Source organism: Chitinilyticum piscinae, assembly GCF_015223195.1.
Classification (GTDB): domain Bacteria; phylum Pseudomonadota; class Gammaproteobacteria; order Burkholderiales; family Chitinibacteraceae; genus Chitinilyticum; species Chitinilyticum piscinae.
Genome location: NZ_JADFUA010000013.1, coordinates 1 through 19,868, shown reverse-complemented (window position 1 = coordinate 19,868; position 19,868 = coordinate 1). Strand labels below are relative to the sequence as shown.

Sequence of the window (19,868 nt, the reverse complement as noted above, 5' to 3'; positions counted from 1 at the left end):
CCGTAATGCGAGTATTCCAACTTGGCTGGCTGATCTGTATCGGGGTGCTGGCGCTGCTGCTGCAAGGGTGTGTGGCGCCAGCGACCATCGTGACCAAGCCGGTAACTGCCAAGCCGCAGCCGCAGGCCTCGGTGGAAAGCCAGAACGGCAGCATCTATCAGGCTTCGACTGCTCGCCTGCTGTTCGAGGAGCCCAATGCGCGCTTCGTCGGTGATGTGTTGATGATTACCCTGGAAGAAAACCTCACTGCGGCCAACAAGGCCAACAGTAAAACCGACCGTTCCGGCAAGCTCTCGGTGAGTGGTTCTGGCAGTGCCCCTTACTTTCCGAATGCGCTGGAAAAGCTGTTCAATGCCAGTATTACGGCATCGGGCAGCAATGTTTATGACGGCAGTGGCGAGACCAATAGCACCAACACTATCCGTGGCTCGATTGCTGTGACGGTGATCGACGTTTATCCCAACGGCAATCTTCAGGTGGGCGGCGAGAAGCAGATTTCGGTCAACGGTGAAATCAATACGCTGCGCTTCACCGGGGTAATCAATCCGCGTGATGTCAAGGCGGGCAATACGGTTTCTTCCACGCGCGTGGCGGATGCCCGTATCGAACAGGTCGGGGTCGGCGCGATCGGCGATGCCAATACCATGGGCTGGCTCCAGCGTTTCTTCCTGACTGCCTGGCCTTTCTGATTCTAAGGGTATATTGATGAGATCCTTTTTCATCAAGTTTTGCATGGTAATACTTGCCTTGGTATGTGGCACGACAGCCAGCGCCGAACGGCTGAAAGATATCGCAACCTTTTCCGGCGTACGCAATAACCAGTTGATGGGCTACGGGCTGGTCGTCGGTCTGGATGGTAGCGGTGACCAGACCACGCAAACGCCGTTTACCGTGCAATCGGTCATCAACATGCTGACCAATCTGGGTGTGCAGGTGCCACCGGCAGGTTCGATGCAGCTGAAGAACGTCGCCGCTGTCACGGTCACCGCTGTTCTGCCGCCTTTTGCGCGGCAAGGTCAACCGCTGGATGTGACCGTGTCCTCGCTCGGTAATGCCAAGAGTCTGCGCGGTGGCACGCTGATCATGACGCCATTGAAAGGGGCGGATGGCCAGATTTACGCGATGGCACAGGGCAATCTGATCGTTGCCGGCGCTGGCGCGGCGGCTGGCGGTAGCAGTGTCCAGGTCAATCAGCTTGCAACCGGACGAATTCCTGCGGGAGCGACGGTGGAAAAAACCGTCCCGACCATGCTGGGTAGCGGTGAATTTGTCACGCTGGAGTTGCTGCAATCGGACTTCGGCATGGCCAATCGGGTGGTCGGGGCGATCAACAGCCAGTTCGGCACCGTTGCAGCGGCACTGGATGGGCGGGTCGTGCAGGTGCGGGCGCCGCTGGATGCCAATCAGCGGGTGGCATTTCTGGCGCGCCTGGAAAACATCACGGTAACCCCCTCGGAGGTGTCGCCCAAGGTGATTATCAATGCCCGCACCGGATCGGTTGTCATGAATCAGGCCGTGCAGATCGATCCGTGCGCGATTTCGCATGGCAATCTTACCGTTACCGTCACCGCCAATAATCAGGTGGTGCAGCCCAATGCTCTCGCAGGCGGCGAAACGGCAAAAGTCAAAAATGCCACCGTGGAGATCGATACCGGCACCGGGCCGACCGTACGTATGCCCAAGGCGACAAACCTCAATCAGGTCGTGAAGGCCTTGAATGCAGTCGGGGCGACCCCGCAGGATCTGCTGGCGATTCTGCAGGCCATGAAGGCGGCGGGTGCGCTGAAGGCCGAGCTCGAGGTGATCTGATCCGGCGTGCATTCCGCTGGCGCTGCAGGTGGCTGGAATGTATTGGCATGAGCTTTGCTTTGTATTCCCCGGAATCTTCGGAGAATGGCCATGGCCTATACCCCTGCAGTCACCGCTTCTGTTGCGATAGACCCCCGTGGTGTCGAGTCATTGCGCCGGCAGAAGGCGGACGTGGCTACGCGCGGGGTTGCCCAGCAATTCGAGTCCTTGTTGCTGCAGCAGATGCTCGCCAGCATGCGTGAAGCCAGCCCGCGCTATGCCGACGAAGACCAGGGCAGCTCCCAGGATCTGTTTCGCTCGATGTACGACAAGCAGCTGGCGCAGACCTGGTCGGCGAAGGGCGGGGTGGGGCTTGCGGACATGATCCTTCGGCAACTCAACCAGCAACGCGGTGTCGTTGCCGGCAATCGGGCTTCGATCACGCCACATATGCTGCGCAAGCCGGAAAACAGTGAGTCGTCTGGTGGGCTTGCCGGTGTCGCGGCAAAAACTGCCGTTCAGGCGGTACAGGGGGCGCCAGCCCCCATCAAGGCCTTTATTGACAAGGTGGGTGATGCAGCGACCGCCGTTGCGCGACAGTTGAATGTCTCCCCCGCCATGCTGATTGGCCATGCCGCTCTGGAGAGTGGCTGGGGCAGCAAATCCATCAAGGATGCCGAGGGCAATGAAACCTGGAATCTTTTCGGGATCAAGGCCGGTAAAAGCTGGGGTGGCAAGACGGTTGATGTGCTGACTACCGAGTATGTGGACGGGGCACCGCAGAAGCGGGTGGAAAAGTTCCGTGCCTACGGCTCGCTTGACGAGGCCTTTGCCGATTATGCCTCGCTGCTGCAGCGACGCTATGCGGGCGTGGTTGGTGCAGGGGATGATTCCGCCCGTTTCGGGAGGGCTTTGGCTTCCGGTGGGTATGCCACTGCACCGGATTATGCCCGTCGTGTGACGCAGGTGGTGCAGAGTGTCCAGAGTAGGTTGGCAGGGTCAAGCTTGAGCGCTTGATGCCGATATCAGGGAATAGCAGGAGCAAATCATGGGTTCATCCGTTTTTGGTATCGGTGTTTCAGGGCTGAATGCGGCCAATCTGGGCCTCACGACGACTGGCCACAATATCGCCAACGTGAATACCAAAGGTTATTCGCGCCAGACGATTCTGCAGAGCGCACCGTATCCGATGGGAACCGGTAGCGGCTTTGTCGGTATGGGTGTGCGTGTCGATACCATCAGCCGTGTTTACGATCAGTTCCTGACCCGCAACGTCCAGTCCTCCCAGGCGCAGTCAAGCTATTACGACTCATACCTTTCGCATCTGAAAGAGATCGACAATATCGTCGCAGATCCGGATGCCGGCGTGTCGCCGGCATTGCAGGATTTTTTCAGCTCGGTGCAGAACGTTTCCACCAATCCGTCCAATATGCCGTCAAGGCAACAGATGTTGGCTTCGGCACAAACACTGGTGAACCGCTTTCAGGTGTTTGAGCAGCGACTCGACGAGCAGAGAAATTCCCTCAACGGTGAAATTACCAACACGGTCAATAGCATCTCGGCGCTGGCCAAGAATATCGCCGAGGTCAACAATCAGATCGCCCTCACCAAGGGGGCGGGGCAGCCGCCGAATGATCTGCTGGACAAGCGTGATCAACTGGTGCTCGAGCTTAACCAGTACGTCAAAGCATCGACATACCCAAATGATGACGGCACGATCAATGTGTTCGTGGGGAGCGGGCAGTCGCTGGTGCTTGGCGGCAATGCGGTACAGTTATCCACCGCCCCATCGCCGGGCAGTCCCGAGCGTATCTCGGTCGTGTACGATGATGGTGTCAATCAGGTGGCCTTGCCGGATACCTTGCTGACAGGGGGCAAGCTGGGCGGCCTGCTGGATTATCGCGCCAAATCGCTTGATCTTGCACAGAACAGCCTCAACCGCATGGCGCTGGTGATGGCCCAGTCGTTCAACGATCAGCATCGTGTCGGGATGGATCTCAATGGCAATATGGGGGGCAATTTCTGGTCCTATCCGACGCTGGATGTGTCTGCGGCTGTACCGCCTTTCGTAAATACCCCGGCAACCCCGGGGCCGGCAACGGCCATTGCGGTTGATCCGCCTGCGCTTGGTGCGATTTATTCCAATGCCAATAACAACCCGGCGACGACCACGGTGGCCTCGGGCTATATCGCGGATGTCAGCAAGCTGACCACCAGTAATTACGAATTACTTTATGATGGTACCAATTACGTATTGACCCGCTTGTCCGACAATACTCGTGAAACCTTGAATGCGGCCGACATTGTCTCTGCTGATGGCGCATCGACTGCGGATGGGTTGGTGATCCGGCTTACTCCGGCGCCCAATGCGGGTGATCGTTTTACCATCGAGCCTACCAGTGGCATGGTCAGCAGTCTGGCGGTCGGAATGACGGATCCCCGCATGATTGCCGCAGCCGGCGCGGTCAGGGCTGCCGCACCTCAGCCGCCGGCCACCGGAAACACCGGGACGCTCAAGATTTTCCAGCCGCAGACTGATCTGCGCACCAACAGCACCACGGATGCGCCTTATAACCCCAATTTGCGCAATTCGGTCACCATCACATTCAATGCGGGTGGCACATTTGACGTCGTCGATACCACGACCTCGACAACGCTGGCGACGGGAGTCCCCTACACGGCTGGCATGACGCTGCGTTATAACGGCTGGTCGATGAAGCTGGATGGGCAGCCCGCAGCCGGCGATATCGTGAATGTCAGCGCCAATCCGCCAACTGCAACGGCGGATAACCGCAATGCACTGGCGCTCGCAGGCCTGCAGACGACCAAAATCCTGAGCGGCAATACCGCGACCTATCAGGAGGCCTACGGCCAGATGGTTTCGACGATCGGTACGCAGACCAACGAGGCAGAGATCATGGCGAAAGCGCAAGGCACTGTGCTCAATGAGGCGGTCAAGGCGCGCGATTCGGTGTCAGGGGTTAACCTGGATGAGGAGGCCGCAAATCTGCTGCGCTATCAGCAGGCCTACCAGGCGTCCAGCAAGGTCATCCAGATTGCCCAGCAGGCATTTCAGGAAATTCTCAATATTGGGCGTTGAGCCAGGTTGAAAGGAGGCTGACATGCGTGTCGCAACCACTACCATTTTCCAGCTGGGCACGACCAATATGTCGCGTCATACCGCTGATCAGGCCAAGCTGCAGAGCCAGCTGAGTACTGGTCGCCGGATTCTGACGCCAGCAGACGATCCGATTGCCTCGGCGCGCCTGCTGGATATTGCCCAGTCGCAAAGCCTGAATGAGCAATACAATGTCAATAGCAAGACGGCGGATTCTTCGTTGAGTATGACCGAAGAGCTGTTGCAGCAGGTCACGACGGTTATCCAGAATGTGCAGACTTTGGCGGTGAACGCCGGTAATGGTTCGCAGACGGCTGCAGACAAACGGATTCTGGCCAGTGAGTTGCGTGGCCATTATCAGCAGCTGCTTGAGCTGGCCAATTCCACGGATGGCGGGGGTTTATACCTGTTCTCCGGGTTTGCCGGTGATACCAAGCCCTTTACCGAGGCCAGCTTTGGGAATGTGACCTACAACGGTGATGATGGGCAGCGGCAAGTGCAGGTCTCGACTTCGCGCAATATTCCAGTTTCGGAGTCGGGCAATGATGTGTTCATGCGCATCAAGAACGGTAATGGCACTTTCGTTACTGCCGCCGCGGCAACGAATGTAGGCACTGGTGTTGTCAGCCCCGGCGAGGTGCTGGATCCGGTGGCGTGGTCCAATGCACCTGCGCCACGTGACTTTCAAGTGCAGTTCTACTGGGCCAATAATCCGGCCAAGCCAACCGAACCGTTGATGACCTATGACCTGATTGACAATACTACCGGCAATTCATTGATTACCGGGAATGCAACAGCAGGAAATACAACGGGCCCGCGCGCTTGGACCCCGGGTTCCGACATTCAGTTCAAGCAGCTGCCAACCGATCCGGTGCCACAGCCAGCTGCGTGGGACTATGGTATCAAGATGAGTGTCAAGGGAACGCCAGTGGCTGTTGACCCGACCACCAAGCTGCCTGTTGGCTTGCCCGGTGTGGCCGACTCGTTCAGTGTCAAGCCGAGTACCGACGTGGATGTCTTCACCACGCTGGGAAATATGATCAATGCCCTGGAGTCATTTGCCAGCGACGGCAGCGGGGCAGGGCAGGCGGCGTTCATGAACAAGCTGAATACCGGCATGCTGAGCCTGGCGAACTCACTGCAGAATGTTCTGACCACGCAAGCCAATATTGGCTCGCGCATGAATGAAACCGAATCGATCCGCTCGACCAATAGCGACATCAATCTGCAGTATGCTAAGACCTCCAACGACCTGGGGGGTATCGATTGGGCAAAGACAATTAGTGATTTTGCCGAAAACCAGATGGTGCTGGATGCGGCGCGCAAATCCTTTTCCCAGGTTCAGGGGCTTAGTCTGTTCAAGTATATCTAAGGTATATACTTGTAGCCCTATTTTCGATTAAATGCTGGCCGTATACATTCCTATGTATACGGCTTTTTGCTGGTGGGCCTGATGGCAAAATCCCGATCTGTGTTCAGTTGCAGCGAGTGCGGTGCAAGTTCGCCAAAGTGGCAGGGGCAATGCCCAGGTTGCGGGGCCTGGAATACTCTGCTGGAAACGGTTGCGCGGGAGAAAGGTACTGGGCGTTTCCAGTCCCTGGCCGCCGATGGTGCAATTCGTCAGCTGGCCGATGTGGATGCGGCCGAGCTGCCGCGTACCCCAACCGGTCTGGCCGAGCTGGATCGGGTGCTGGGTGGTGGGCTGGTGCCTGGAGGGGTCGTGCTCATTGGCGGGGATCCGGGGATCGGCAAATCGACACTGTTGCTGCAGGCGTTGACCCGGCTGGCAGATGCCTGCCGCGTGCTGTATGTCTCGGGGGAAGAGTCCGCGCAGCAGATCGCCTTGCGCGCCAAACGCCTGGATCTGACTGCCGCACGAGTGGCTTTGTTTGCCGAGATCGGTCTTGAAGCAATTCTGCAGGCGCTGGAGCGTGAAAAGCCGCAAGTGGCGGTTATCGATTCGATCCAGACCCTCTATACCGACACGCTGGGCAGTGCGCCCGGCAGTGTGGCGCAGGTGCGCGAGTGTGCGGCGCAACTGACCCGTTTTGCCAAACGCACGGGTACGACCATCCTGCTGGTCGGGCATGTGACGAAAGAAGGGGCGCTGGCCGGCCCGCGAGTCCTTGAGCATATTGTCGATGCGGTGCTGTATTTCGAAGGCGATACCCATTCCAGTTTCCGCTTGATCCGGGCGATCAAGAACCGCTTCGGTGCGGTGAACGAACTGGGGGTGTTTGCCATGACCGACAAGGGATTGCGTGAGGTCAGCAATCCCTCGGCGCTGTTTCTGTCGCAGCATCGCGAGCCGGTTCCGGGGTCCTGTGTGCTGGTCACGCAGGAGGGGAGCCGTCCCTTGCTGGTGGAAATTCAGGCGCTGGTCGATGATGCCCATGGTGTGCAGCCTAAGCGGCTGGCTGTCGGGGTCGAACAAAACCGGCTGGGCTTGTTGCTGGCGGTGCTGCATCGGCATGCGGGGATTGCGGCCTTTGATCAGGATGTATTTATCAATGCGGTGGGAGGGGTGCGGATCAGCGAGCCCGCTGCCGACCTGGCCATGTTGCTCGCCATTGTTTCCAGTTTGCGAAACCGCCCCTTGCCGGAGAAACTGGTGGTGTTTGGTGAAGTCGGGCTGGCGGGCGAGGTAAGGCCGGTGCAGCGCGGGCAGGAGCGTCTGCGCGAGGCTGCCAAGCTCGGTTTCACCCATGCCATCATCCCGAAAGCCAATCGCCCAAGGCAGGCGATCGAGGGGATGGAAGTGCTGGCCGTCGAGCGGCTTGGCGATGCGGTCGGGCACATCATCTAGAATGTGACTATTGCGCTGATAGGCAGTTTTTTTGAGTGCGCGGCTTGAAGCCGGTTAAAATGCCCCTATCACTGAGATATGGCCGCCGTTTGAGTGCGGCGCTGTGCTTTGCAAACTTGTCTGGAGATCCGCATGAGCGACAAAATCCTGAAACTGACCGATGCTTCTTTCGAGAGCGATGTACTCCAGGCCAAGAGCCCGGTTCTGGTTGATTACTGGGCCGAATGGTGTGGCCCTTGCAAGATGATTGCGCCGATTCTGGACGAGATTGCCGGCGAATATGAAGGCAAGGTTGCAGTTGGCAAGCTGAATATCGAAGAAAATCCGGCGACACCGCCTAAGTATGGTATCCGCGGTATTCCCACCCTGATGCTGTTTGTCGATGGTGAAGTGAAGGCGACCAAGGTTGGCGCATTGTCCAAGTCGCAGCTGATTGCCTTCCTCGACGCCAATCTGTAAGCATTCGCTCCTGCTTCATTGACAAGGTTGGCCGCAAGGTCTAACCTTGTCCTGCATCTTTTAGGTGGGCGTCCGCCCGCTGCGCTTTACCTCCTTCCTTATTTTCTCCCCTTTCCCCAAGCACATTATGCGTTTATCCGATCTCAAGAAGCTTCATGTTTCCGAGTTGATCGAGATGGCTACGGCCAACGAGATTGACGGCGCAAACCGGATGCGCAAACAGGACTTGCTGTTTGCCATTCTCAAGAATCAGGCCAAGAAGGGGGAGAGCATCTACGGCGATGGCACGCTCGAAGTCCTGCCCGACGGCTTTGGTTTCCTGCGCAGCCCCGATACGTCGTATCTGGCGGGGCCCGATGATATCTACGTCAGCCCCAGCCAGATCCGGCGCTTCAATCTGCATACCGGCGATACCGTAGAAGGTGAAATCCGCACCCCCAAGGACGGTGAGCGTTATGTCGCACTGGTCAAGGTCGACAAGATCAACGGGGAGCCGCCGGAAAATGCCAAAAACAAGATCCTGTTCGAGAACCTGACCCCGCTCTTCCCGAATGAACGGCTGCAACTCGAGCGAGATATCCGGGCAGAGGAAAACACCACTGGCCGTCTGATTGACTTGATGGCGCCAATCGGCAAGGGGCAACGAGCCTTGCTGGTTGCGCCGCCGAAGTCCGGCAAGACGGTCATGTTGCAGCACATTGCGCATGCAATTACTGCCAATCATCCCGAAGTGGCATTGATTGTGCTGCTGATCGACGAACGCCCGGAAGAAGTCACCGAAATGCAGCGCTCGGTGCGCGGGGAAGTCATTTCCTCGACCTTTGATGAGCCTGCCGTGCGTCACGTCCAGGTGGCGGAAATGGTGATCGAGAAGGCCAAGCGCTTGGTCGAGCACAAGCGTGATGTCGTGATTCTGCTGGATTCCATCACCCGCCTTGCCCGTGCCTACAACACCGTGGTTCCGGCTTCCGGCAAGGTGCTGACTGGTGGCGTCGATGCCAATGCCCTGCAGCGTCCCAAGCGTTTCTTCGGTGCTGCACGCAATATCGAAGAAGGTGGCAGCTTGACCATTATTGCCACTGCACTGATCGATACCGGTAGCCGCATGGATGATGTGATCTACGAAGAATTCAAGGGCACCGGCAATAACGAAATTCATCTTGATCGTCGCATGGCGGAAAAGCGGATTTTCCCGGCGATCAATATCAACCGTTCCGGTACGCGCAAGGAAGAACTGCTGATCGAGCAGGACAAGCTGCAGAAAATCTGGGTGCTGCGCAAGTTGCTGTACCCGATGGATGATCTGGAGGCGATGGAGTTCCTGATGGACAAGATCAAGGCCACCAAGACCAATGATCAGTTCTTCGATTCGATGCGTGGGCGTTAAGCTTGCCTATCCGGCGTGTGCGTGGAATAATGCGCGTTTTGCATCGGCACAACCCCGGTGCGCTTATTTATAAGGACCTACAACCATGAAATCCGGTATCCATCCCGAATACAACGAAGTTATCTTCTACGACGCCAGTGTTGACTTCAAGTTTCTGACTCGCTCGACCATGAAAGCGCGCGGCGCCGAGACCATGAAGTGGACTGATGGTAAGGAATATCCGGTTGTTCGTCTGGACGTTTCTTCCGAATCCCACCCGTTCTACACCGGCAAGCAGAAGATCGTCGATACCGCTGGCCGTATCGAGAAGTTCAATCAGAAGTTCAACATGTATCGTCGCTAAGCCGGTGCATCTGGAAAAAGCAGCCTGCGGGCTGCTTTTTTTTTGCATTCATATTCTTTTTGCCACGGTATGATGCGTTTCTGATAGACGGTTCCTGATTATCATGCTGACTTATACGCCAACTTCTTCTGCAGGGCAGTCGCCGGATTCACGGCCAGGGGATAAACCCTGGCTGTTATTGCTGCTTTGTTTGCTCTGGCTGCTGCCCGGGCTTGTGGGGCACGGCCCCTGGAAGCCGGCCGAAAATCAGAGCATGGCAATCATCAGTACCATGATCGAGCGGCATCAATGGTTTCTGCCGGAAATCGCTGGCGTGCCAGCGCTTGAACATGGCCCCTTGTATTATTGGGTTGCAACCGTATTCGTGCGTTTTCTGGCTCATTTCGGTGTCGCCGCCCACGATGCCGCACGCCTGTCGACCGGACTCTGGATGGCTCTGGCTTTCTGGGGGTGTGGTTTGAGTGCACAAGCAATATACGGACGCGGTTACGGGCGTGTTGCCGTTGTCGTTCTGCTTGGCTGCCTTGGGTTGCTGCAATGGGGGCACCACGTCGCACCTGCCGTGCTGGTTCTCGTCGGATTCTCCTGGCTGGCTTATGGACTGGTGCTTGCCGGCCGCAGGCCGCTCCATGCCGGGGTTGTGCTGGCAGGGAGTTGGGCTGTGCTGGGCCTGGGCGCCTCCTATGCAGAGCTGATTCTTGCGGTGCTTCTTTCTCTGGCGTTGGTCCTGTCGACCAGCAGGCGGCGGGTCATGCTGCTGACCTGCGCCACATCGTTGCTGCTTGCGGCTCCGTTGATTGCGCTTTGGCCCATCGCGCTATTGCTCAATTATCCCGTCCTGTATGAGATTTGGTGGCAGAAAAGCATGCTGGGTGCCTACGGTGGCCTGCTTGAGCCTGAGGTCTGGCATGCATTTGGTTTTCTTCCCGGGATTGTGCTGTGGTTTGCCTGGCCGGCTTTGCCGCTGGCGATCTGGACGTGTTGGCTCAACCGTGCAGCCTTGTGGCAGCAGGCGGTGTGGCGGAATCAGCTGCTCGTTTTGCTGATTGTTGTCGCCTATGTGGCGTTTGCCGGTATGCCTTCGGAAGAGCAGGCTCTGCTTTTGCTGGTGTCCTTGTCCCTGCTGGCTGCTGGCGGAGTGGATGATCTGCGCCGGGGAGCCGCACAGGCGCTCAACTGGTTCGGAATCGTAACCTCTGGTTCGATTATTCTCTTGCTCTGGGTCCTCTGGGTCGGGAGTACGAGTCCGATTCTGGCCGGGATTCACGGCCATTTGCGCCGATACGGTGGGCTGGTCGATCCCGCCTTCGGCTTGGGTGCCTGTTTTGCTCTGTTGTTGGGCGGGCTTTGGATTATGGTTTTGCTGCGCAAAAACCCCCTCGGTCGCCGCGCAGTAACCAACTGGGCCTGCGGAATTGCCCTTGGCTGGGGGGTATTCGTAGGGCTTTGGCAGGAGTGGCTTGATGATGGCAAAAGTTATCAGGGGGTGGCTGCATCAATTGCTGCGCGGGTCAATACAGGCTGCCTGGATGTGGGGGCGGTTGCCGAGGCACCGCGGGCTGCCTTGGATTACTTTACCCAGCTCGAACTGGTCGTCGCTCGTGACTTGGGTGGTCAGTGCACATTCAGGTTATTGCCCTGGCCGGTCAGTGCTGCGGATGCGGTGCTGGTGTGGGAGGGTGGGCGCCCACAGGAAAACCGCGAGCGCTTTTACCTCTACCGGGTGGCGCGATAAAGGAAAAGCCGGCAAAACCGGCTTTTCCTTTATCTCTGCTGGTTTTGTTGCTTCTGGCTGTCTTCGCGGATGTGCCGGCGCACAAAGAAGAACAGATAAATGGCCATGACGATCACGAAGCCGATCGTGAACAGCGACAATAGTCCGATGTCGGATGTGAAAAGTGCTTGCAGGGGCGAATTTTCCATGGGGCAATTCTCCAGGTGGCAGGTTATTTGACGATGTTCTGCCTGTAATCCTGAACCTGTAAACCGGATATAACCTTGATGTCAGTCAAATCACGCACGGGCTAATTATCCGCGCAGACACGATTGCGGCCCGTTTGCTTGGCCTGATATAGCGCATTATCCGCTCGCTTGAGCAGGTCGCTGATGCTTTGGTCCTCCTCACACCACTGCGCGGCACCGATGCTGGTCGTAAAGCGGATGCGGTGCTGCTCCGGGGTGATGACCAGATGGGTCTCGATGGCATGGCGCAGCCGTTCTGCGGCATCAAGCGTGGCAGACAGCGCAGTTTCGGGGAGTAGAATCGCAAATTCTTCTCCCCCCATGCGTGCGATCAGGTCTGTGTCGCGCAAGCAGGCTCTGGCGATCTCCGCCACACGCTGAATGACCTGGTCGCCAGCGGGGTGGCCGAATGAGTCATTGATTTGTTTGAAGAAGTCGATGTCCAGCATCAGCAGCGATAGCGGGTGTCCGTAGCGCTTGCTGCGGATTAGTTCGCTTTCGGAGCGCTCCATGAAATGAGCGCGGTTGGCAAGTCCGGACAGGCTGTCGGTTGTGGCGCGGCGCTTGAGCTCCTCTTCCAGTCGTTTCCGCTCGGTGATGTCGTTCATGCCGATAACCAGCACGGTCTGCTCGTCGATGGTGACTGTCGAGAGCGAAAGAGTGGCCCAGAGTGGTGCGCCATCATGGCGTCGCAGGATAACTTCGACATTTTTGGCAGGTTCGCCGTTTTGGGCGTAGTAGACGAGATCGACAAACTGATCGCGATCCTGGAAAAAATCAAGCGCGCGCATTGACAGGGCTGCGGCCTGCGGCAGGTCAAAGAGCTGGGCCGCTCGCTGGTTGATGTAGGTGACAAAGCAGTCCGGCAGCCTGGCGAGCAGTAGCGCGACAGGTGTGGTTTCGATTACCTGGCGAAAGCGGTTTTCGCTTGCCTGCAGTTTCAGTTCCTTGCTGCGCAAATTGCGGGAAAGTCGGTGCGAACGCCAGAAAAAGAAGCTCATGAGCAAAGCGAGTGCCAGTAGCACCGCCCCTCCGGCGAGGTAGAGCATGGTGTTGCGTTGCCATTGCCGCAGATAGTCGGCTGCAGCCGAGCTGACGATGAGTGCGAGTGGCGTATCGGGGATGGCGCTGTAGCTGACCAGCCGGTTACCTGCGGCGGCAGGGCTCAATGCGGTGATGGTTCGAGCCTGGCGCCGGCTTTCAGCAAGTGCATCAGGATTGAGATCAAACGGAATACTGGCACTGCGGTGTGTGATGCCACGCAGGGCCGCCAGTGGGAAGCCTTCCTGATCCTGGATCTCGATAACCTGATTGGGGGGGGCGTCGGCCTGTTCGAGTAAGGGACTGAGGTAACTGGCGGCTATGCTGGCGACAATCAGCCCGGCAAAATCGCCATTGCTGTCCTCGACCCGCCTGGCCAATAGCAATACTGGAGCCTTGCTGCTGCTTTCCGGGCGTAATGTCAGGTAGACGCGCTCCAGATAGCGGTTGTTGCGGATCATGGCGACATCGTCTTCAGGCAGGCTGATGTGCGTTTGCTGGTCATCCAGCGCTTCATGCGTGGTCTGTCCGGCTGCGTTGATGAGGGCAATATTGCTGGCTTGTCGTACCTGGGTCAGTTTGTCGAGCAACAGGCCGTGCAGCACTGTGCGCTCGTCCTCGCTCATGGCTAGGCCAGATAGTTGCTGTGGAGTAATTTGCTGGCTGATGTCACCAAGCACCAGATTGAGCTGTGCCAGTGCACTGCTGAGCTGGCTCTGCAGTACGATTGCCCGGGTTTCGGCGACGGTTCTGGCGTGCTCCTGCTCGTTGCGGTAGGACTGCCCCAGCTGGATGCTCAGGATCAGTACCACGCCTGCGCAGAACAGCAGGGCAAAGACAGTGATGATCCAGGGGGGGCGGTGAGTCCAGTTCATTGCAGCTTGCGCATCCGTTTTGCTTACTATAACTGCTGTGGCGCAACTTGGCAGTGAACTGGACGCCGCATGTCGCTTTAATCCCGGAAGTTCTGATATTGCAGCGGGAAGTCGGTGATGCTTTTGCGTACCAGGGCAATCACTTCCTGCAGGGTATCCCGCTTGGCGCCGGTCACGCGAACGGCATCACCCTGGATGGCCGCCTGGACTTTCAGCTTGTTGTCCTTGATCAGCTTGATGATTTTCTTGGCGAGCTCCTGGTCGATGCCGGCCTTGATCTTCAGGTCCTGCTTGACCTTATTACCCGAGACTTTCTGCACATCCTGTGCATCCAGGCGTTTGCTGCTGTCGGGTTCTTTCTTTTCCAGGGCTGGAAACAGCAGATCCTTGATCTGATCGAGCTGGAAATCGGAATCACCATAAATGGTGATGATTTCGTTTTTTTCCTGCAACTCGACCTTGGCACTGGTGCCCTTGAAGTCGTAGCGGTTGACAATGGCGCGTTCTGCCACGTCAATCGCGTTTTTCAGGGCAACCATATCCACTTCAGAGGTGATGTCAAACGAAGGCATGGAATACTCCCATTCTTGGCTAGAGGGTAGAACGGCAAAGAGCCGCATGCAGCGGCTCTTGCGCAAAAAGCACCAGCGACTTAGCCGAAGTGGCAGACGTAGTGCAGCGTGTCGGTCACTTCAATTTCGAAGCTGGAGTCGCCCGGTACATTGAAGGACTGGCCGCCCGTGTAGGTGGTGGCAGCGGTTTCGCCAGCCAGCTTCACATTGCAGGCACCGGCAATCAGCTCCATGATTTCTGGTGCGCCGGTGTTGAACACCAGCTTGGATGGCAGGATGACACCCACGGACTTGCGGGTGCCATCGGCCAGCAAAATGGTATGGCTGACACATTTGCCGTCGAAGTAGACGTTGGCTTGTTTGAGGACGGAGACGTTATCGAACTGGCTCATGAGATTCTCTGAATGATTGGATGGGTTATTTTTGCAGGATTTCGGTCAGGATGGTCTTGGCGATAAAGCCGAACATCCCGAACCCCAGTACGAATAGCAGCACCAGAAAGCCCTTCTTGCCGGCCTTGGATTCCTTGGCCAGCTTGTAAATGATGAAGAACATGTACAGGATCAGCCCGGTGCACAGCAGCGGGACAGCAAGATTGGCAAATTGCTCTTCGCTCATGGGTATGTTTCTGGATGTTTTGTTCTTTAAGGTCTGCGAGGGTATACCCCGGCTTGCACCGGGGCGAGTGACTTAGCGGCCCTTCTTGCCGGCGATACGCATGCGCAGCGCGTTCAGCTTGATGAAGCCGCCGGCGTCGGCCTGGTTGTAGGCGCCGCCGTCATCGTCGAAGGTCGCGATAGTCTGGTCGAACAGCGTGTCCTTGGAGTCGCGTGCCACCACGGCAACGCTGCCCTTGTAGAGCTTCACGCGTACCCAGCCGTTCACGTAGCTTTGGGTGTGGTCGATCAGCACCTGCAGGGCACGGCGCTCCGGGCTCCACCAGTAGCCGTTGTAGATCAGCTCGGCGTAGCGCGGCATCAGGCTGTCCTTCAGGTGGGCCACTTCGCGATCCAGGGTGATGGATTCGATGCCACGGTGAGCCTTCAGCAGGATGGTGCCGCCGGGGGTTTCGTAGCAGCCGCGGCTCTTCATGCCGACGTAGCGGTTTTCCACCAGATCCAGACGGCCGATGCCGTGCTTGCCGCCCAGTTCATTCAGCTTTGCCAGCAGATCGTGCGGCTTCAGCGCCACGCCGTTGATGGCGACCGGGTCGCCATTGGCAAACTCGATGTCGACGTATTCGGCGGCATCCGGTGCGGCTTCCGGGCTGACGGTCCAGCGCCACATGCTTTCTTCGGCTTCGGCCTTCGGATCTTCCAGATGGCGGCCTTCGAAGCTGATGTGCAGTAGGTTGGCGTCCATCGAGTACGGCGCGCCGCCGTTCTTGTGCTTCATGTCGACCGGGATGTCGTTGGCTTCGGCATAGGCCAGCAGCTTTTCGCGCGACAGCAGGTCCCACTCGCGCCACGGCGCGATGATCTTCACTTCCGGCATCAGTGCGTAGGCACCCAGCTCGAAGCGCACCTGGTCGTTGCCCTTGCCGGTGGCGCCGTGGCTGATGGCATCGGCGCCGGTTTCGCGGGCGATCTCGATCAGGCGCTTGGCGATCAGTGGGCGGGCGATCGAGGTGCCCAGCAGGTATTCGCCTTCGTAGATGGTGTTGGCGCGGAACATCGGGAACACGAAATCACGCACGAATTCTTCGCGCACGTCGTCGATATAGATGTGCTCCGGCTTGATGCCGAACTTCAGCGCTTTCTGGCGTGCCGGTTCCAGTTCTTCGCCCTGGCCCAGGTCGGCGGTGAACGTCACCACTTCGCATTGATAGGTGTCCTGCAGCCATTTCAGAATGACCGAGGTATCCAGGCCGCCCGAATAGGCGAGCACGACTTTTTTCACGTCAGACATCTTTTACTCCCGATAAAACGATTCCGGCCTAGCGAGTCAGCGCCAGCCGGGCTCCAAAACTGATGAACAGAATGCCGGTAAGGCGTTGCAGCAGCGCACCGACCCAGGGGGTGTGGCGCAGCCGCCGGGCAATGCCGGCACCGGCAAGAATCAATACGCTCAGGTAGCTCAGGCTGATGACCTGCAGGATCAGCCCGAGGGCGGTAAAGGTCAGCGGCACATTGCCGTAGGTGGGATCCACAAATTGCGGGAAAAAGGCCATGAAGAACAGGATGGCCTTTACATTCACCAACGAGATGCCGAGCGCCTTGCGGAAAATGTGGCTGGCAGGTACATCGACGGGTTTGTCGCCGGAGTCTTTGTTTTTGCTGAGTAGCAGCCGTATACCCAGGTAGGCCAGATAAGCGGCCCCCAGGTAGCGCACCACGTCATAGGCGGCAGGGAAGGCCTTCATCAGGGCGGCGACCCCGAGCACGGCTGCGAGCATCAGGCAGAAGTCGCCGACCACGATACCGGCCGCTGCAGCATAACCGGCCCGCACGCCACGCTGTGCGGCTACGCCGAGCGTGAACAGCGAATTTGGACCGGGGGCCAGAATGATGGCGACCGTTCCGATCACATAGGTGGCAAGGTCGGTGATGCCTAACATGGACACGGCTTAGTCCTCAATGCGGCCCAGCAGCAGGTACTCGATTACGGCCTTCTGGGTGTGCATGCGGTTTTCTGCTTCTTCCCAGACAATCGATTGCGGGCCGTCGATCACTTCCGGGTCGACTTCTTCACCGCGGTGTGCCGGCAGGCAGTGCATGAACACCGCGTTGGCCTTGGCCTGCAGCATCAGCTTCTCGCTGACCTTGTAGCTGAGAAAGTCCTTCTTGCGCTGCAGGGTTTCGCGCTCGAATCCCATCGAGACACTGACGTCGGTGGTGACGATGTCGGCATTGCGGGCGGCCTGATACGGGTCGCGGAAGATCTCGAAAATATCGCTGCCATAGGTCTGACCGTCCAGCACGGTCATGTCGTAGCCGACCGGGCAAGCGAGATTGAGCTTGAACCCAAAGGTCTTGGCGGCTTGCAGCCATGTGCGCGAGACATTGTTCGAGTCGCCGATCCAGGCGACGGTCTTTCCCTCGATCGCGCCGAACTTCTCGATGTAGGTAAAGATGTCCGCCATGATCTGGCAGGGGTGGTATTCATTGGTCAGACCGTTGATTACCGGTACCAGTGAATTTTCGGCAAAGCGTTCGATGATGCTCTGCTCGAAGGTGCGGATCATCACGATGTCGACCATGCGGCTCATGACCTTGGCCACGTCCTCGATCGGCTCGCCACGCCCCAGCTGCGTGTCTTTGGAATTCATGTACATCGCGTGACCACCAAGCTGGAACATGCCGGCCTCGAAAGACACGCGGGTGCGGGTCGAACTCTTCTCGAAGATCATGCCCAGCACCTTGCCCGGCAGCGGCTGGTAGAGTTCGCCTGCCTTCAGGCGAGCCTTGATCTTGGCGGCGCGCTCGAAAAGGTACTCGTATTCTTCACGGCTGAAATCGGAAAACTGCAGGTAGTGACGCATGTTCTGGAATCCTGTCTCGCCGGTCGGCACAGGCGGCCGGCAGCTCGGGAAAAAGTTAGCATTATTCAGCCGTTTACGCTGTACTGGCAAGTGGCGATGCGTAGTTTCCCGTATCTGGATCAGATATTTTGCTGCTGGCGGGCAGGGGGGGCGTGGCGGTGATATAATTCGTCCAGAGCCTCTGAATGCACTTAGCCCATAAGAAACATCATGATCTGCAATCCCTACGAAATCATCATTCAAGGTATTACCAGTTCCGGTCGGGAGTTTCGTCCGAGTGACTGGGCAGAACGGCTTTCGGGCATCCTCTGTACGTTCGGGCACGATCAGAAGCTCTCTTACGCCCCCTATGTCCGCCCGATGATGCATAACAATATCCGCTGTGTGGCGGTGGACAAGCAGCTCGAGAAAATCGACCCGCGCGTCTACGAATTCATCATGACCTTCGCGCGTGACAACGATCTGCGCATCATCGACTGCCGCACCCTGATGGACGAAGTGTACGGCGATACTGGCGAAGCTTGATTTCGCGCAGATTTTTGCTTTCCCTTCTTGCTGCACTGCACAAGCATGGCTATGCTGCACCGGTAGGCGCCCTTTTCAGGCGCAGCTGCTGCAGTCCATTTCTATGTTCAAAGTGATGTAACAAGGGGGAGAGTATGCGTCTGAAAGACAAGGTATCCATCATTACCGGCGCCGCCAGCGGGATTGGCGAGGCCACTGCGCGCAAATTTGCCGCAGAAGGCGCAAAAGTCGTGGTCTGTGATGTCAACAAGGAAGGTGTCGACAAACTGGTGGCCGAGCTGGTTGCTGCCGGCAACGATGCCGCTGGCTTTCTGGTCAATGTAACCGACAAGGCGCAGATCGCCGCCATGGTTGATGGCGTCAAGACCAAATACGGCCGCATCGATGTGCTGGTGAATAATGCCGGTATCACTGCCGATGCCCAGTTGGTCAAGATGACCGACGAGCAGTTCGACCGCGTCATCGACATCAACCTGAAGGGCGTTTACAACTGTACCCGTGCCGTGGTTGACACCATGGTGGCACAAGGCGCAGGCGTGATCCTGAATGCGTCGTCGGTTGTGGGTGTGTATGGCAATTTTGGCCAGACCAACTATGCGGCGACCAAATTCGGCGTTATCGGCTTCGTGAAAACCTGGGCGAAGGAGCTGGGCAAGAAAGGGATTCGTGCCAATGCCGTCTGCCCCGGTTTCGTGGGAACCCCGATGGTAATGGCGATGCCGGAAGAGGTGCTGAAGAAGATGGAGTCACGCATTCCGATGCAGCGCGTGGCCAAGCCGGAAGAAATCGCGAATGTGTACGCTTTCCTTGCCAGCGATGAAGCTAGCTACATCAATGGTGCTGCCATTGAGGTAACGGGCGGACTGGCTTTGTAATTCCGCCCAGCCAACAAAAAACCGCAGCCCTGCTGCGGTTTTTTTGGGTATTGACTTGAATCGCCCCTGCTTTCCTAGGCACCTCAAGAGCCTCAAACTGAGGCCAAGAAGGAGGTGTCATGAGCAGTCCGCGTTACCCTGAAGAGTTCAAAATCGAAGCGGTCAAGCAGATCACTGAACGTGGTTCTCCCGCCGCAGAAGTCGCCAGCCGCCTCGGCGTATCTACCCACAGTCTGCATCAATCGTGGAAATGCTTTGACCCCACGCGTACCAAGTCGGCCAAATCTGCCGACCAGCAAAGCGAAATCCGCCGGCTTGAAGCAGAACTGAAACGGGTGACCGAGTAGCGCGACATCCTAAAAAGGTCGCCGCATACTTTGCCAAGGAGTCCGGGTAAGGTATGCCTTCATCTTGGCCCACGAGCAGCAATTTGCTGTTCGACACCTGTGCCGTGCGATGTCTGTGCATCCCAGTGGCTACTACGCCTGGAGGGCCAAGCCACTGTCCATTCCCGCTCGATTGATTACACGCTTTTTGAATAACTCGGGCCTTTGCTTCTGCCAATGCTTCATCGCTTGAAGGGGGGATTGGTGCTGTAGCGCCCGCTGTGGCAAATGCTGGTTATAGAGCCAGACA

At 57.6% G+C, this 19,868-nt stretch carries 19 protein-coding genes and 2 pseudogenes; 13 read left to right on the top strand and 8 right to left on the bottom strand.

The features are described from left to right. Positions 1 to 5 precede the first annotated feature (5 nt). From INR99_RS15645 to INR99_RS15600, 10 genes are all read left to right on the top strand, one after another. Positions 6 to 689 (top strand): flagellar basal body L-ring protein FlgH, encoded by a 684-nt coding sequence (locus INR99_RS15645; protein WP_194117314.1) that lies wholly within the window; start codon positions 6 to 8, stop codon positions 687 to 689. A gap of 43 nt (positions 690 to 732) precedes the next feature. Further along, positions 733 to 1,809, top strand: coding sequence for a flagellar basal body P-ring protein FlgI (locus INR99_RS15640; RefSeq protein ID WP_265588352.1), 1,077 nt, complete (start codon positions 733 to 735; stop codon positions 1,807 to 1,809). A gap of 90 nt (positions 1,810 to 1,899) precedes the next feature. Beyond that, complete coding sequence (gene flgJ / locus INR99_RS15635) at positions 1,900 to 2,805, top strand: flagellar assembly peptidoglycan hydrolase FlgJ (protein ID WP_194117312.1); 906 nt, start codon at positions 1,900 to 1,902, stop codon at positions 2,803 to 2,805. 31 nt (positions 2,806 to 2,836) lie between these two features. Further along, a complete protein-coding gene (gene flgK / locus INR99_RS15630) occupies positions 2,837 to 4,888 on the top strand; it encodes a flagellar hook-associated protein FlgK (RefSeq protein WP_194117311.1) in 2,052 nt (683 codons plus the stop codon). 22 nt (positions 4,889 to 4,910) lie between these two features. Continuing rightward, positions 4,911 to 6,278, top strand: a complete 1,368-nt coding sequence (flgL, locus tag INR99_RS15625; protein WP_194117310.1) for a flagellar hook-associated protein FlgL — start codon at positions 4,911 to 4,913, stop codon at positions 6,276 to 6,278. An 81-nt stretch (positions 6,279 to 6,359) separates the two neighbouring features. Continuing rightward, positions 6,360 to 7,712: a DNA repair protein RadA gene (gene radA, locus INR99_RS15620; protein ID WP_194117309.1), complete on the top strand. Its 1,353-nt coding sequence runs from the start codon at positions 6,360 to 6,362 to the stop codon at positions 7,710 to 7,712. A gap of 132 nt (positions 7,713 to 7,844) precedes the next feature. Then, complete coding sequence (gene trxA, locus INR99_RS15615) at positions 7,845 to 8,171, top strand: thioredoxin TrxA (RefSeq protein ID WP_194117308.1); 327 nt, start codon at positions 7,845 to 7,847, stop codon at positions 8,169 to 8,171. Between the two features lie 127 nt (positions 8,172 to 8,298). Next, the gene (gene rho / locus INR99_RS15610) at positions 8,299 to 9,558 is read left to right on the top strand and encodes a transcription termination factor Rho (RefSeq protein ID WP_194117307.1); all 1,260 of its coding nucleotides are present in this window, start codon (positions 8,299 to 8,301) and stop codon (positions 9,556 to 9,558) included. Positions 9,559 to 9,643: 85 nt separating this feature from the next. Then, a complete protein-coding gene (locus tag INR99_RS15605) occupies positions 9,644 to 9,901 on the top strand; it encodes a type B 50S ribosomal protein L31 (protein ID WP_194117306.1) in 258 nt (85 codons plus the stop codon). 253 nt (positions 9,902 to 10,154) lie between these two features. Beyond that, complete coding sequence (locus INR99_RS15600) at positions 10,155 to 11,636, top strand: glycosyltransferase family protein (RefSeq protein ID WP_194117305.1); 1,482 nt, start codon at positions 10,155 to 10,157, stop codon at positions 11,634 to 11,636. A gap of 29 nt (positions 11,637 to 11,665) precedes the next feature. Here the strand turns inward: INR99_RS15600 and INR99_RS15595 are convergent, their stop codons facing one another. The 8 genes from INR99_RS15595 to argF all read right to left on the bottom strand — a co-directional run bounded on the left by INR99_RS15595 (position 11,666) and on the right by argF (position 17,832). After that, positions 11,666 to 11,824 (bottom strand): DUF3149 domain-containing protein, encoded by a 159-nt coding sequence (locus tag INR99_RS15595; RefSeq protein WP_194117304.1) that lies wholly within the window; start codon positions 11,822 to 11,824, stop codon positions 11,666 to 11,668. Between the two features lie 101 nt (positions 11,825 to 11,925). Next, positions 11,926 to 13,779 carry a sensor domain-containing diguanylate cyclase gene (locus tag INR99_RS15590; RefSeq protein ID WP_194117303.1) on the bottom strand — a complete coding sequence of 618 codons (1,854 nt, stop codon included), beginning with the start codon at positions 13,777 to 13,779 and terminating at the stop codon, positions 11,926 to 11,928. Positions 13,780 to 13,856: 77 nt separating this feature from the next. After that, a complete protein-coding gene (locus tag INR99_RS15585) occupies positions 13,857 to 14,351 on the bottom strand; it encodes a YajQ family cyclic di-GMP-binding protein (protein WP_194117302.1) in 495 nt (164 codons plus the stop codon). 80 nt (positions 14,352 to 14,431) lie between these two features. Next, on the bottom strand, positions 14,432 to 14,743 hold the full coding sequence (gene ppnP / locus INR99_RS15580) for a pyrimidine/purine nucleoside phosphorylase (protein WP_194117301.1): 312 nt from the start codon (positions 14,741 to 14,743) through the stop codon (positions 14,432 to 14,434). 25 nt (positions 14,744 to 14,768) lie between these two features. Then, complete coding sequence (locus tag INR99_RS15575) at positions 14,769 to 14,969, bottom strand: DUF2788 domain-containing protein (RefSeq protein ID WP_194117300.1); 201 nt, start codon at positions 14,967 to 14,969, stop codon at positions 14,769 to 14,771. A gap of 72 nt (positions 14,970 to 15,041) precedes the next feature. Then, a complete protein-coding gene (locus tag INR99_RS15570; RefSeq protein ID WP_194117299.1) occupies positions 15,042 to 16,259 on the bottom strand; it encodes an argininosuccinate synthase in 1,218 nt (405 codons plus the stop codon). 28 nt (positions 16,260 to 16,287) lie between these two features. Next, the gene (gene leuE, locus INR99_RS15565) at positions 16,288 to 16,908 is read right to left on the bottom strand and encodes a leucine efflux protein LeuE (protein WP_194117362.1); all 621 of its coding nucleotides are present in this window, start codon (positions 16,906 to 16,908) and stop codon (positions 16,288 to 16,290) included. Between the two features lie 9 nt (positions 16,909 to 16,917). Next, positions 16,918 to 17,832, bottom strand: a complete 915-nt coding sequence (argF, locus tag INR99_RS15560; protein WP_194117298.1) for an ornithine carbamoyltransferase — start codon at positions 17,830 to 17,832, stop codon at positions 16,918 to 16,920. Between the two features lie 207 nt (positions 17,833 to 18,039). Between argF and INR99_RS15555 the strand changes: the two are divergent. The 3 genes and pseudogenes from INR99_RS15555 to INR99_RS17550 form a co-directional block, all read left to right on the top strand. Continuing rightward, a pseudogene (locus tag INR99_RS15555) lies at positions 18,040 to 18,330 on the top strand (DUF3579 domain-containing protein); the annotation flags it as partial. A 161-nt stretch (positions 18,331 to 18,491) separates the two neighbouring features. Continuing rightward, positions 18,492 to 19,232, top strand: coding sequence for a 3-oxoacyl-ACP reductase FabG (gene fabG, locus INR99_RS15550; RefSeq protein ID WP_194117296.1), 741 nt, complete (start codon positions 18,492 to 18,494; stop codon positions 19,230 to 19,232). Positions 19,233 to 19,351: 119 nt separating this feature from the next. Beyond that, positions 19,352 to 19,739, top strand: a pseudogene (locus tag INR99_RS17550) (transposase); the annotation flags it as partial. Between the last annotated feature and the right edge of the window lie 129 nt (positions 19,740 to 19,868).